10 protein-coding genes are annotated in these 13,635 nt (G+C 70.7%); 5 read left to right on the top strand and 5 right to left on the bottom strand.

Annotation, left to right across the window (positions count from 1 at the left end):
- Window positions 1–252 precede the first annotated feature (252 nt).
- Genes tkt through pgl form a run of 5 tightly spaced genes read left to right on the top strand, consistent with a single transcriptional unit; the run spans window position 253 to window position 6,851 of the window.
- A complete protein-coding gene (tkt, locus tag A6P39_RS31200) occupies window positions 253–2,340 on the top strand; it encodes a transketolase (protein WP_067048569.1) in 2,088 nt (695 codons plus the stop codon).
- 33 nt (window positions 2,341–2,373) lie between these two features.
- Window positions 2,374–3,492 carry a transaldolase gene (gene tal, locus A6P39_RS31195; RefSeq protein ID WP_067048566.1) on the top strand — a complete coding sequence of 373 codons (1,119 nt, stop codon included), beginning with the start codon at window positions 2,374–2,376 and terminating at the stop codon, window positions 3,490–3,492.
- 1 nt (window position 3,493) lies between these two features.
- On the top strand, window positions 3,494–5,032 hold the full coding sequence (gene zwf / locus A6P39_RS31190) for a glucose-6-phosphate dehydrogenase (RefSeq protein ID WP_067048563.1): 1,539 nt from the start codon (window positions 3,494–3,496) through the stop codon (window positions 5,030–5,032).
- On the top strand, window positions 5,029–6,072 hold the full coding sequence (gene opcA, locus A6P39_RS31185) for a glucose-6-phosphate dehydrogenase assembly protein OpcA (RefSeq protein ID WP_067048560.1): 1,044 nt from the start codon (window positions 5,029–5,031) through the stop codon (window positions 6,070–6,072). The genes zwf and opcA overlap by 4 nt, the downstream gene beginning before the upstream one ends.
- Window positions 6,069–6,851, top strand: coding sequence for a 6-phosphogluconolactonase (gene pgl / locus A6P39_RS31180; protein ID WP_067048557.1), 783 nt, complete (start codon window positions 6,069–6,071; stop codon window positions 6,849–6,851). The genes opcA and pgl overlap by 4 nt, the downstream gene beginning before the upstream one ends.
- A gap of 48 nt (window positions 6,852–6,899) precedes the next feature.
- Here the strand turns inward: pgl and A6P39_RS31175 are convergent, their stop codons facing one another.
- From A6P39_RS31175 to A6P39_RS31155, 5 genes are all read right to left on the bottom strand, one after another.
- Window positions 6,900–7,739: a carbohydrate ABC transporter permease gene (locus tag A6P39_RS31175; protein ID WP_067048554.1), complete on the bottom strand. Its 840-nt coding sequence runs from the start codon at window positions 7,737–7,739 to the stop codon at window positions 6,900–6,902.
- A gap of 10 nt (window positions 7,740–7,749) precedes the next feature.
- On the bottom strand, window positions 7,750–9,102 hold the full coding sequence (locus A6P39_RS31170) for an ABC transporter permease (protein ID WP_067048551.1): 1,353 nt from the start codon (window positions 9,100–9,102) through the stop codon (window positions 7,750–7,752).
- An 11-nt stretch (window positions 9,103–9,113) separates the two neighbouring features.
- Complete coding sequence (locus A6P39_RS31165; protein ID WP_067048548.1) at window positions 9,114–10,439, bottom strand: ABC transporter substrate-binding protein; 1,326 nt, start codon at window positions 10,437–10,439, stop codon at window positions 9,114–9,116.
- A 38-nt stretch (window positions 10,440–10,477) separates the two neighbouring features.
- Window positions 10,478–12,088 (bottom strand): glycoside hydrolase family 13 protein, encoded by a 1,611-nt coding sequence (locus tag A6P39_RS31160; protein WP_199840855.1) that lies wholly within the window; start codon window positions 12,086–12,088, stop codon window positions 10,478–10,480.
- Between the two features lie 167 nt (window positions 12,089–12,255).
- Window positions 12,256–13,527, bottom strand: coding sequence for an ABC transporter substrate-binding protein (locus A6P39_RS31155; RefSeq protein ID WP_067048545.1), 1,272 nt, complete (start codon window positions 13,525–13,527; stop codon window positions 12,256–12,258).
- Window positions 13,528–13,635 lie beyond the last annotated feature (108 nt).

Below are 13,635 nucleotides of genomic sequence, written 5' to 3'. Positions count from 1 at the left end.
CCCCATAAGAGGTGACGCACCCCTCGATTGAGCGCTCAGATGACCGGCTCCGTATTCATGTGCCAAATGCCGTGTCGGCCAGTCGGGAGGCGGATCGCGCGGAGTCCCGGCAGTCTGGAATGAGGCGAAAAAACGCACGTCCTCACGGGGGTAGGCTCGTCAGCGGCCGGCGGGCAGAAGCACGCCGGCGGCCGGGTGGGCGCACGCCCCGAAGACCGGCGACCGACATGTGGAGAGGAGCCCTGACTCAGGGTGAGCACCAAGCCGACCACCACAGACCTCGAGTGGACCGAGCTGGACCAGCGGGCCGTCGACACCGCCCGTGTCCTGGCCGCAGACGCCGTACAGAAGGTCGGCAACGGCCATCCCGGTACGGCGATGAGCCTGGCTCCGGCCGCGTACACCCTCTTCCAGAAGGTGATGCGGCACGACCCGGCCGACCCCGAGTGGGCAGGACGCGACCGCTTCGTGCTGTCCGCCGGCCACTCGTCCCTGACCCTCTACACCCAGCTCTACCTGGCCGGCTTCGGCCTGGAGCTGGACGATCTGAAGGCCTTCAGGACGTGGGGCTCGAAGACCCCCGGCCACCCCGAGTACGGGCACACCAAGGGTGTGGAGACCACCACCGGCCCGCTGGGCCAGGGTGTCGCCAACGCGGTGGGCATGGCGATGGCCGCCCGCTACGAGCGTGGTCTGTTCGACCCGGACGCGCCGCAGGGCGAGTCCCCCTTCGACCACTTCGTGTACTGCATCGCCGGTGACGGCTGCCTGCAGGAGGGCATCTCCGCCGAGGCGTCCTCGCTGGCCGGCCACCAGAAGCTCGGCAACCTGATCCTGCTGTGGGACGACAACCACATCTCGATCGAGGGCGACACCGAGACGGCCGTCTCCGAGGACACCGTCAAGCGGTACGAGGCCTACGGCTGGCACGTGCAGCGGGTGGAGGCCCAGGACAACGGCGACCTGGACCCGGCGGCGATCTTCGCCGCGATCCAGGCGGCCAAGGCGGTCACCGACCGGCCGTCGTTCATCGCGATGCGCTCGATCATCGCCTGGCCGGCCCCGAACGCGCAGAACACCGAGGCCGCGCACGGCTCGGCGCTGGGCGAGGAGGAGGTCGCGGCCACCAAGCGCGTCCTCGGCTTCGACCCGGAGCAGTCCTTCGAGGTCGCGCCCGAGGTCATCGCCCACACCCGCAAGGCCCTGGAGCGCGGTGCGCAGGCCAAGGCCGAGTGGGAGAAGTCGCTCCAGGTGTGGCGCGACGAGAACGCCGAGCGGGCCGCCGAGTTCGACCGGATCAGCAAGGGCGAGCTGCCCGCCGGCTGGGAGGAGAAGCTCCCCGTCTTCGAGCCGGGCAAGGGCGTCGCGACGCGTGCCGCCTCCGGCAAGGTGCTGCAGGCGCTCGGCGCGGTCATCCCGGAGCTGTGGGGCGGCTCGGCCGACCTCGCCGGGTCGAACAACACGACCATCGACAAGGACAGCTCGTTCCTGCCGGAGGGCAACCCGCTGCCGGAGGCCAACCCCTACGGCCGCACCATCCACTTCGGCATCCGTGAGCACTCCATGGGCGCCGAGATGAACGGCATCACGCTGCACGGCAACACCCGTGTCTACGGCGGCACGTTCCTCGTCTTCTCCGACTACATGCGCAACGCGGTGCGCCTGTCGGCCCTGATGCATCTGCCGGTGACGTACGTGTGGACGCACGACTCCATCGGTCTCGGCGAGGACGGCCCGACCCACCAGCCGGTCGAGCACCTGGCCTCGCTGCGCGCGATCCCTGGCCTGAACGTCGTCCGCCCGGCCGACGCCAACGAGACCGCCATCGCCTGGCGCGAGGTCCTCAAGCGCTACACCAAGGAGTTCGGCAAGGGCCAGCCGCACGGCTTCGCCCTCACCCGCCAGGGCGTGCCGACGTACGAGCCCAACGAGGATGCCGCGCGCGGCGGTTACGTGCTGTTCGACGCCGAGGGCGGCGACGCACAGGTCATCCTGATCGCCACCGGTTCCGAGGTGCACGTGGCCGTCGAGGCGCGTGAGCAGCTCCAGGCCGAGGGCATCCCGACGCGCGTCGTGTCGATGCCGTCCGTGGAGTGGTTCGAGGAGCAGGACCAGGGGTACCGGGACTCCGTGCTGCCGCCGTCCGTCAAGGCACGTGTGTCGGTCGAGGCGGGTATCGGTCTCACGTGGCACAAGTACGTCGGGGACGCGGGCCGCATCGTTTCCCTGGAGCACTTCGGTGCTTCCGCCGACGGCAAGGTGCTCTTCCGCGAGTTCGGCTTCACTGCCGAGAACGTGGCCGCCAAGGCCCGGGAATCCCTCGCCGCCGCCCAGCGCTGACGCTCATATACGACACGTAGGAGATGTAATTCCATGACAGACGCACTCAAGCGCCTCTCCGAGGAAGGCGTCGCGATCTGGCTGGACGACCTGTCGCGCAAGCGGATCACGTCCGGCAACCTCGCCGAGCTGATCGACCAGCAGCACGTCGTGGGCGTCACCACCAACCCGACGATCTTCCAGAAGGCGATCAGCGGCGGCGACGGCTACCAGCAGCAGGTCGCCGACCTCGCCGCCCGCAAGGTCACCGTCGAAGAGGCCATCCGCATGATCACGACGGCGGACGTCCGCGACGCCGCCGACATCCTGCGCCCGGTCTTCGACGCCACGGACGGCCAGGACGGCCGGGTCTCCATCGAGGTCGACCCGCGCCTCGCCCACAACACCAAGGCGACCGTCGCCGAGGCCAAGCAGCTGGCCTGGCTGGTGGACCGCCCCAACACCCTCATCAAGATCCCGGCCACCAAGGCGGGTCTGCCGGCGATCACCGAGGTCATCGGCCTCGGCATCAGCGTCAACGTCACGCTGATCTTCTCGCTGGAGCGCTACCGCGCGGTCATGGACGCCTACCTCTCCGGCCTGGAGAAGGCGAAGGAGCGCGGCCTCGACCTGTCGCTCATCCGTTCCGTGGCGTCGTTCTTCGTGTCCCGCGTGGACACCGAGATCGACAAGCGCCTGGACGCCCTCGGCACCGACGAGGCCAAGGCGCTGCGCGGCAAGGCCGCCGTCGCCAACGCGCGCCTCGCCTACCAGGCGTACGAGGAAGTCTTCTCCTCCGACCGCTGGCAGGCGCTGGAGAACGCGGGCGCCCGCAAGCAGCGTCCGCTGTGGGCGTCGACCGGTGTGAAGGACCCGGCGTACCAGGACACGATGTACGTCACCGACCTGGTCGCGCCGAACACGGTCAACACCATGCCGGAGGCCACGCTGGAGGCCACCGAGGACCACGGCGAGATCACCGGCGACACGATCACCGGCACCTACGAGCAGGCCCGCGCCGACATCGACGCGGTCGAGAAGCTCGGGATCTCGTACGACGACGTGGTCCAGGTGCTGGAGGACGAGGGCGTCGAGAAGTTCGAGGCGTCCTGGAACGACCTGCTGAAGTCGACCGAGGCGGAACTCAAGCGCCTCGCCCCCTCGGAGGGCTGATTTGTCACCCCTCGTCGGATCCGGAGCGAACCCGCTTCGTGACCCCGCCGACCGACGGCTCCCGCGCATCGCGGGGCCGTCGGGCCTGGTGATCTTCGGCGTCACGGGCGACCTGTCGCGCAAGAAGCTGATGCCCGCGGTGTACGACCTCGCCAACCGGGGTCTGCTGCCGCCGGGCTTCTCGCTGGTGGGCTTCGCCCGCCGCGAGTGGGAGAACGAGGACTTCGCCGCCGAGGTCCACGACGCCGTCAAGGCGCACGCCCGTACGCCGTTCCGTGAGGAGGTCTGGCAGCAGCTCATCCAGGGGATGCGCTTCGTCCAGGGCACCTTCGACGACGACGACGCCTTCGAGCGGCTGCGCGCCACCATCGAGGAACTGGACAAGGCCCAGGGCACGGGCGGCAACTTCGCCTTCTACCTGTCGGTGCCGCCACGCTCCTTCCCGGTGGTCATCCAGCAGCTGAAGAAGCACGGGCTGGCAGACCAGACCGGCGGTTCCTGGCGGCGCGCGGTCATCGAGAAGCCGTTCGGCCACGACCTGAAGTCGGCCGAGGAACTGAACAAGGTCGTGCACGAGGTGTTCGAGCCGGACCAGGTGTTCCGGATCGACCACTACCTCGGCAAGGAGACCGTCCAGAACATCCTGGCCCTGCGCTTCGCCAACACGATGTTCGAGCCGATCTGGAACCGGTCCTTCGTGGACCATGTGCAGATCACCATGGCCGAGGACATCGGCATCGGCGGCCGGGCCGGCTACTACGACGGCATCGGCGCCGCCCGTGACGTCATCCAGAACCACCTGCTCCAGCTGATGGCCCTCACGGCCATGGAGGAGCCCGCCTCCTTCGGCGCGGACGCGCTGGCCGCCGAGAAGGAGAAGGTGCTCGGCGCCGTACGGCTGCCGAAGGACCTGGGCCGCAGCACCGTGCGCGGGCAGTACGCGGGCGGCTGGCAGGGCGGCGAGAAGGTCATCGGCTACCTCGAAGAGGAGGGCATCGACCCGAAGTCGAAGACCGACACCTTCGCCGCGATCAAGCTGGAGATCGACAACCGCCGCTGGGCGGGCGTCCCCTTCTACCTGCGCACCGGCAAGCGCCTCGGCCGCCGTGTGACGGAGATCGCGGTCGTCTTCCAGCGGGCCCCGCACTCCCCCTTCGACCACACGGCGACCGAGGAGCTGGGCCAGAACGCGATCGTCATCCGCGTCCAGCCGGACGAGGGCATCACGGTCCGCTTCGGCTCCAAGGTGCCGGGCACCTCGATGGAGATCCGGGACGTCTCCATGGACTTCGCCTACGGCGAGTCCTTCACGGAGTCCAGCCCGGAGGCGTACGAGCGCCTGATCCTGGACGTGCTGCTGGGCGACGCCAACCTCTTCCCGCGCACGGAGGAGGTCGAGCTGTCCTGGAAGATCCTCGACCCGATCGAGGTGTACTGGGACAAGCACGGCAGGCCCGCGCAGTACCCGTCGGGCACCTGGGGCCCCGCCGAGGCGGACGAGATGCTCGCACGAGACGGACGGAGCTGGCGCCGGCCATGAAGATAGACCTGACCGACACCACCGCCGGCGACATCAACAAGGCGCTCGTCCAGGGCCGCCGCGCCATCGGCACCCCTGCCGTCGGCATGGTCCTGACCCTCGTCATCGTCACCGACGAGGAGAACGCCTACGACGCGCTCAAGGCCGCGGGCGACGCGTCGCGCGAGCACCCCTCGCGCACGCTCGTGGTCATCAGGCGGGTCTCCCGCTCCCCCCGTGACCGTACGACGTCCCGGCTGGACGCCGAGGTGCGGGTGGGCGCGGACGCGGGCACCGGCGAGACGGTCGTACTGCGGCTGTACGGCGAGGTCGTGGACCACGCCGACTCGGTCGTGCTGCCGCTGCTGCTGCCGGACGCCCCGGTCGTGGTGTGGTGGCCGGTGAACGCTCCGCTGGACCCGGCGGGGGACCCGCTGGGCGCGCTCGCCCAGCGCCGGGTGACCGACACCTATGCCGCCGAGCAGCCGGTGCGGGAGCTGTCCGCCCGCGCCGACGCCTACACGCCCGGCGACACCGACCTGTCCTGGACCCGGATCACGCCGTGGCGCTCGATGCTCGCGGCCGCCCTGGACCAGGTCACCTGCGAGGTGCGGGCGATCGAGGTGGAGGGCGAGGAGTTCAACCCGAGCTGTGAGCTGCTGGCGATGTGGCTGGCGGACCGGCTGGACGTCCCCGTCAAGCGCTCCCGGTCGTCCGGCCCGGGGCTGACGGCCGTGCGCATGGAGACCACCTGCGGCCCGATCGTCCTGGACCGTGCGGACGGCTCGCTGGCCACGCTGTCCATCGAGGGCCAGCCGGCCCGCGCGGTGGCGCTGAAGCGGCGGGAGACCGCCGAGCTGATCGCGGAGGAGCTGCGCCGGCTCGACCCGGACGACACCTACGCGTCGGCGCTGCGCTACGGCGTGGAGCGGCTGAACCCGGCCCCAGAGCCCGCGGCGGCCGAGCCGGAGCCGGTGGCGGAAGCGGCCAAGGCGCCCGCGAAGAAGGCGGCGGCCAGGACCGCGAAGAAGACTCCCGCGAGGAAGGCGGCGGCGAAGTGAGCACTCCGCAGCTGGTCGTCCACCGTGACAAGGAACTGATGGCGCAGGCCGCCGCGGCCCGCCTGATCACGAAGATCGTGGACGCGCAAGCCTCCCGGGGCACCGCGTCCGTGGTCCTCACCGGCGGCCGCAACGGCAACGGCCTGCTGGCCGCGCTGGCGGCGGCACCGGCCCGGGACGCCATCGACTGGGGCCGGCTCGACCTGTGGTGGGGCGACGAGCGCTACCTCCCCGAGGGCGACCCCGAGCGCAACATCACGCAGGCCCGCGCGGCCCTGCTGGACTCCGTGCCGCTGGCCCCGGAACGCGTGCACGCCATGCCCGCCTCCGACGGCCCGTTCGGCGCGGACGTCGAGGCGGCCGCGGAGGCGTACGCGGCGGAGCTGGCGAAGGCGTCCGGGCCGGAGAACCACGGCTCGGTGCCCACCTTCGACGTGCTCATGCTGGGCGTCGGCCCGGACACCCATGTGGCCTCGCTCTTCCCGGAGCTGCCGGCCGTACGGGAGACCGAGCGCACGGTGGTCGGCGTGCACGGCGCGCCCAAGCCGCCGCCGACCCGGATCAGCCTGACCCTGCCCGCGATCCGCGCGGCCCGCGAGGTGTGGCTGCTCGCGGCCGGCGAGGACAAGGCGGAGGCCGCGGCCATCGCCCTGTCGGGCGCGGGCGAGATCCAGGCCCCGGCGGCGGGCGCGTACGGCCGGCAGCGCACCCTGTGGCTGCTGGACGCCGCGGCGGCCTCGCAGCTCCCCCGGTCGCTGTATCCGCCGTCGTCACCGTGAAGACCGTTTGTGCGTAGGGGCGGCGGGGGCTTCGGTCCCCGCCGCCCCTCATTTCACGGATCCTGCCATCACGCCCTGGACGAAGTGCCGCTGGAACGCGAAGAACACCACCACCGGCACGATCAGGGAGAGGAACGCGCCCGGGGCCAGGACGTCGATGTTGCTGCCGAACTGCCGGATCTGGGACTGGAGTTCCACGGTCAGCGGCTGGGAGGAGCTGTCGGCGAAGAGCAGCGCGACCAGCATGTCGTTCCAGACCCACAGGAACTGGAAGATGGCGAGCGAGGCGATCGCCGGGCGGCCGACCGGCAGGACCAGCCGGGTGAAGATGCGCCACTCGCTGCCGCCGTCCATCCGGGCCGCCTCCAGCATCTCCTTCGGCATCTCCGCGAAGTAGTTGCGCAGCAGGAACACCGCGAACGGCAGCCCGTACGCCACGTGGAAGAGGACGACCCCGGGGATCGTGCCGAACAGGCCCAGCGCGCCGAAGAGTTTGGCCACCGGCAGCAGGCCGATCTGCACCGGCACCACCAACAGGGCCACCACCAGCAGGAAGAGCGGCTCCCTGAGCGGGAAGTCCAGCCAGGCGAAGGCGTATCCGGCGAGGGCGGCGATGACGACCACGAGTGTGGTCGCCGGCACCGAGATCAGGACCGTGTTCCAGAAGGCCTGCGTCATGCCGGAGTTCTTCAGCAGCGCCGAGTAGTTGTCGAAGGACAGCTGCCCGGGGCTGGTCAGGGCCGTCCACCAGCCGCCCTTCGCGGTGTCCTGCGCCGACCGCAGGGAGGACACGAAGAGGCCCGCGAGCGGGGTCAGCCAGACCAGGCCGATCACCACCAGGAACGCCTGGACGAGACCGTTGCCCAGGCCGCGTCTGATCACGTTCATCGCTGACTCCTCATCGTTGACTGCTGCGGAAGCGGCGGACGTTGAAGACCATCGCGGGGATCACCAGAAGCAGGAGCAGGACGCCGAGGGCGCTGCCGAGGCCCTGGTTGTTGCCGCCGCCGAAGGACACCAGCCACATCTGGGTCGCGAGGACGGTGGCGTCCTCCTGCACCGGCCCGGGCGCGATGATGTAGACGAGGTCGAAGACCTTCATCACGTTGATCACGAGGGTCACGAAGACGACCGTCAGCACGGGGGCCAGCAGCGGGACGGTGATGCGGCGGAAGATCTGCCACTCGTTCGCGCCGTCCATCCGGGCCGCCTCCAGCGCGTCCCGGGGCAGGGTGGAGAGCCCCGCGCCGATGAGCACCATCGCGAAGCCCGTCCAGATCCACAGGTACGCGCCGATGATCGCCGGCGTGACGAGGGCCGGGCCGAGCCAGGAGACGCCCTGGTAGGGCTGGGCGAAGTTGGACTGCGGCAGCTTCACCGTGTACGAACCGGCGGACAGCCCCGAGAAGCGGAAGGAGCCGTCGGCCGCGGTGGTCGTGCTCCCGGCCGTCCTCCCGTCGCGCACCGCCTGGACCGTCATGCCGGGCAGGCCGCTCTCCGTCGGGTCGACCTTGCCCTGTCTGCCGCCCCCGCCGGGAGTGAAGTCCAGGTAGACGACTCCGCGCAGTTCGCCGGGGGCGGCCCTGCGCGCGGCGGCCGGGTAGGCGGGCGAGGCGTTCTTCGGCAGGTCCCCCGGCAGGACGCCGACCATGGGGAGGGTCACCGACTGGCCCGCCCGGGCCGTCGTGCGCCAGGAGCCGTCCCGGTCCTCGGTCAGCAGGCCCGCGCGCCCCCGGGCCGTCGGGTACGCCGACGTGCCCTGGAAGGCGTCGTGGACGGAGACGACGGCCGCGTTCAGCACGCCCTTGTTCGGGTCCTCGTCGTAGGCGAGGCGAAAGATGATGCCGGCGGCGAGGAAGGACACGGCCATCGGCATGAAGAGCAGCAGCTTGAAGGCCGTGGCCCAGCGGACCTTCTCCACGAGCACGGCCAGGATCAGGCCGAGACCGGTCAGCAGCGCCGGGGCCACGACCACCCAGATGGCGGTGTTGCGGATGGCCTTCAGGGTGGCCGGGTCGCGGAACATCTCCGTGTAGTTGCCGGCGCCGACGAACCGGCTGCCGGAGGCGTCGAAGAAGCTGCGGCCGACGGAGAACAGCACGGGGTAGACGACGAGCGCGCCGAGCAGGAGCAGCGCCGGGAAGACGAAGAGCAGGGCGATCAGCCGGGCGCGCCGCCGGCCGCGGCGCCCGCGCGCCGTGCCGGCGGCCCGCGGGCCCGCCTGCTGTTTCACAAGAGTGGTGGCGGTCATGGTGCTGCGGCTCAGTTCTGGTAGGCCTTGGCGGCCGCGGCTTCGAGCTGGGCCGCGGTCCCCTTCGGGTCCGAGGGGTCGCGCAGGAAGTCCTGGAGCAGCTTCCACTCGCCCGCGCCCTTGGTGCCGCCGAACGCGGCGGGGGCCTGGTCGGACATGTCGAAGCGGACCGAGTCGCCCGCGTCGATGAGGGACTTGGCGGTGGCGCGGGTGACGTCGTCGCCGTACGAGGCGAGGTCCAGCTTCTTGTTCGGGGACAGGAAGCCGCCGGCCTTCGCCCACACGGCCGCCGCCTCGGGGGTGGCCAGGTACTCCAGGAGCTTCATGCCGGCCGTGGCGTTCTTGCCGTCCTTGAGGACGACCGCCGCGTCGCCGCCGCTGACCACCGGTGCCGTGCCGCCGTCGACCGCCGGGAAGGGGAAGAAGTTCGCGTCCTTGCCGATGGTCCTGCCGAACTGGTCGTGGGCGACGCCGGCCACGAAGTCGCCCTCGTAGACCATGCCGGCCTCGGGCTTGGGCCCGAACACCTTCTCCACCGAGCCGGGGAAGTCGGTGTTCAGGGCCTCCTTCTGGCCGCCCGCGAGGAGTTGCTTGTCCTTGAACAGCTTGCCGAGGGTGGTGAGCGCCTTGACGACGGAGGGGTCGGTCCACTTGAGCTTGTGGGCGGCGAGGGCGTCGTACTTCTGGGGTCCGGCCTGGGAGAGGTAGATGTTCTCGAACCAGTCGGTGAGGGTCCAGCCGTCCTCACCGCCGACGGCGAAGGCGGCGAGCCCGGAGTCGGAGACGGTGTGCCCGTCCTTCAGCATCTCGTCGTACGTCTTAGGCGGCTTGACCCCGGCCTGGGCGAGCGCGGCGGGGCTGTACCAGACGGTCGACTTGTGGGCGGCCTTGAAGTAGAGGCCGTACAGGGTGCCGTCGACGCTGCCGTACTTCTTCCACACGGGCGCGTAGCCGGCGGTGATCGTCTGCTCGGCGGTCGGCGAGAGCGGCTTGAGCCAGCCCTTCTTCGCGAACTGGTCGAGGACGCCGACCTGCGGGACCATCACGACGTCGGGGGCGTTGCCGCCCTCGATCTTGCTGCCGACGACGGTGGAGACGTTGTCGCCGGTCGACACGAACTGGGTCTTGGCGCCGGTCTTCGCGGTGAACGCGTCCAGCACCTTCTGGAAGTTCTTCTGCTCGCTGCCGGACCAGACACCGGCCACGGTGACGGTCTGGCCGCTGAGCGACTTGTCGCCGCCGCCGGCCGAGACCGGTCCGCCGCCGCAGGCGGTGGCGCCGAGCGCGAGGGCGAGGGCGGTGCAGCCGGTGAGCAGGGTGGTACGTCGTCTCATCATCGCTGACGGGCCTTTCGTGGAGGTGGTTGGGCGGGGGTTCAGAGGTCGTTCAGCCACCAGGCGGCCGTGGAGCCGGGCAGGACGCCGGGCGGGCAGGGGCCGCTGGAGAGCAGGGGGGTGCCGGAGACCGGCGCGGGAGTGGGGGCCGTGGTGAAGTTGACGGCGCAGACCAGGCCGTCGCCGCGGGCGAAGGCGAGGACACCGGGCGGGCTGTCCAGCCAGCGCAGCGTTCCCTCGCCCAACTGGGGCAATGACTGGCGCAGTTGGAGGCCATCGCGGTACAGGTGCCAGAAGGAGCGGGTGTCGGCGAGGGCGCGGTCGGTGGCGTACTCGGCGAAGTACTCCGGCTGCGGCAGCCAGGGCTTGGCCCCCTCGGCGCCGGAGGTGAAGCCGAACGGGGAGGCCTGGCCGGACCAGGGCAGCGGCACCCGGCAGCCGTCGCGGATGCGGGCGCGGCTGCCGGTGCGGTGGAAGATCGGGTCGGTGAGGACGTCGTCGGGCAGGTCGACGACCTCGGGCAGCCCCAGCTCCTCGCCCTGGTAGATGTACGCGGCGCCGGGCAGCGCCAGCATCAGCAGCGCGGCGGCGCGGGCGCGGACGGCGCCGAGACCGCTGCCCTCGGTGGCGGGTTCGCCGTAGCGGGTGACGGTGCGGACCTGGTCGTGGTTGTTGAGGACCCAGGTGACCGTGGAGCCGGTGCCGGCGATGTCCTGCATGGCCTCGGAGATGACCTTGCGGAAGGCGTCGGCGTCCCAGGGGGCGCCGAGCAGGTCGAAGAAGAAGGCCTGGTGGAGTTCGTCCGGGCGGACGTACAGGGCGTGTTCGCGGGCGGTGGGGACGGAGACCTCGCCGACGAGGAGGCGTTCGCGGCCGTCGCGCTCTTGGTACTCCTCGCATATGGAGCGCCAGCGCCGCCACACCTCGTGCACCTCGGGCTGGTTCCAGGCGAGCGGGTTGACCGAGTCGCGGGTGCGGGCGTCGGCCTCGGGGTCGTCGGAGTCGGGCAGTTCGGGGTGCTTGAACAGGCCGGCGGCGACGTCGATGCGGAAGCCGTCCACGCCGCGGTCCAGCCAGAAGCGCAGGACGCGGTCGAACTCGGCGGGGATCTCGGGGTCGCGCCAGTTCCAGTCGGGCTGTTCCGACGTGAACATGTGCAGGTACCACTGGCCGTCGCCGACCCTGGTCCAGGCCGGGCCGCCGAACATGGCGTGCCAGTTGTTGGGCGGCTCGGCGCCGTCCGGGCCACGGCCGTCGGCGAAGTGGAAGCGGGCGCGGGCCGGGCTGCCGGGTGCGCCGCGCAGGGCCTCGCGGAACCAGGGGTGTTCGCTGGAGCAGTGGTTGGGGACGATGTCGAGGAGCACCTTGATGCCGAGCCGGCGGGCGGCCGCCATCAGCAGGTCGAACTCGGCGAGGTCGCCGAAGAGGGGGTCGACTCCGCAGTAGTCGGCCACGTCGTAGCCGTGGTCGTGCTGCGGCGAGGGGTAGAACGGGCTCAGCCAGATCCCGTCGACGCCGAGCTTCTTCAGATACGGCAGCCCCGCGCGGACCCCGGCGAGATCGCCGATGCCGTCGCCGGTGCTGTCCAGGAAACTGCGGACGTAGACCTGGTAGATCACCGCGTCACGCCACCAGCCGTGCTTACTCAACATGCATGCATGTTAGGTAGGCGTATCGCGAAGGTGTCAACGAAAAGAACGGAAGCTACCGAGGAGTTGAGTGAGCAAACCAGGAACTAATAGGACATCGCGAACTGAGATGAGATGTCCGCGTTACCTAACATGTAACTAGAGAGGCGGCTGTCGGGAGGATCCGGAGACTATCGACGGGCGATGGCGTCGAGTTCGCGCGCCAGTCGTCGCACCGCCTGCTCGGGCGTCTCGCGCCCGGTCAGCGCGCCGTACACCACCGCCTGCACCACCAGGCTGACCTGGTCGTAGTGCGCGCTCTTGGGGCGCGGCGCGGCGGTGAGCACGGCGGTGCGCAGGGTCGGCAGATAGGGGAACTGCCGGACGAGTGCGGGATCCCGGTAGAGCGCGGCGCGTACGGGCGGCAGCGCGCCCCGGGTGAGCACCTGGCGCTGGACCTGCTCGCTGGTGAGGTAGGCGATCAGGCGCGCGGCGGAATCGGGGTGCCGGGCATGGGTGTTGACCGCGAGGTTGGAGCCGCCGAGGACGCTCGTCCCCGGTCCGTCGGGTCCGGGCAGCGGTACGGCGCCGATCCGGCCGGCGACCTTGGAGCCCCTGGCGGAGGCGACGGCGTAGGCGTAGGGCCAGTTGCGCAGGAAGAGCAGTCTGCCGTCCTGGAAGGCCTGCTTGGACTCCTCCTCCTTCCACGTCAGCGCCGCCTTCGGGATCCAGCCCTCGCGGACACCGCGGGCGAGGAAGCCGATGCCCTCACGGGCGGCGGCCGAGTCGACGGTGACCCGGGTGCCCTCGTCGCCGAGGATGCTGCCGCCCGCCGAGTACACGGCCTCGGCCGCGTTGACGGTGAGGCCCTCGTACGGCAGGAACTGACCGGCGTAACCGCCCAGTCCGTACCTGGGCGCGATGGTCCTGGCAGCACGCTCCAGCTCGGCCCAGGTGCGCGGCGGCGGCACGCCCGCCCTGGCGAGGACGTCCTTGCGGTACAGCAGCAGACCCGCGTTCGTGACGTACGGCACCGCGTACAGCCGCCCGTCGTAGGTGGCCGTGTCCACGACCGGCGGCAGGAAGCTCTTCAGCGGGAAGCGCCCCGGGGGCAGCGGGCGGATCCAGCCGGCCGCCGCGAACTGAGAGGTCCAGTTGACGTCGATGTTGAGGACGTCGAAGCGGCTCCGGTCGCCGCCGCGCAGGTCGGTCGTCATCTGCGCGTACGTCTCGTCGGAGGAGTCCGGCAGCTCGACGAGGGTGACCTTCTCGCCGGGGTGGGTGCGGTTCCAGCCCTGGAGCAGCGGGCCGAGATAGCCGGTGAGGTCGCCGGCGGTGGCCAGGGTGAGCGGGCCGCGCCCACCGCCCGTACCCTCCTCGGCGCGGGCGCCGGAGGTGACGTACCCGGCGATGATCACGACCAGAACGAGGAGGCCCCTACCGGCGGCGCGTATCCACCGCATAGGTTCCTCCTTGAACACGTACACACGGCTCCGGGCGCCCTCGCCCCGGGAGTCAGGGCCATGTATACCTGTTAGGTATGGGCGATACTAGGGCCTGGAGCACATTGT

The organism is Streptomyces sp. FXJ1.172 (assembly GCF_001636945.3).
Lineage (GTDB): Bacteria > Actinomycetota > Actinomycetes > Streptomycetales > Streptomycetaceae > Streptomyces.
This window is presented reverse-complemented; position numbering and strand designations above follow the sequence as displayed.

Excerpts from the sequence above, each read along its gene's own strand:
- tal (WP_067048566.1), top strand. The coding sequence starts at position 2,374 with ATGACAGACGCACTCAAGCGCCTCTCCGAGGAAGGCGTCGCGATCTGG.
- opcA (WP_067048560.1), top strand. The coding sequence starts at position 5,029 with ATGAAGATAGACCTGACCGACACCACCGCCGGCGACATCAACAAGGCG.
- A6P39_RS31175 (WP_067048554.1), bottom strand. The coding sequence starts at position 7,739 with ATGAACGTGATCAGACGCGGCCTGGGCAACGGTCTCGTCCAGGCGTTC.
- A6P39_RS31170 (WP_067048551.1), bottom strand. The coding sequence starts at position 9,102 with ATGACCGCCACCACTCTTGTGAAACAGCAGGCGGGCCCGCGGGCCGCC.
- A6P39_RS31165 (WP_067048548.1), bottom strand. The coding sequence starts at position 10,439 with ATGATGAGACGACGTACCACCCTGCTCACCGGCTGCACCGCCCTCGCC.
- A6P39_RS31160 (WP_199840855.1), bottom strand. The coding sequence starts at position 12,088 with ATGTTGAGTAAGCACGGCTGGTGGCGTGACGCGGTGATCTACCAGGTC.
- A6P39_RS31155 (WP_067048545.1), bottom strand. The coding sequence starts at position 13,527 with ATGCGGTGGATACGCGCCGCCGGTAGGGGCCTCCTCGTTCTGGTCGTG.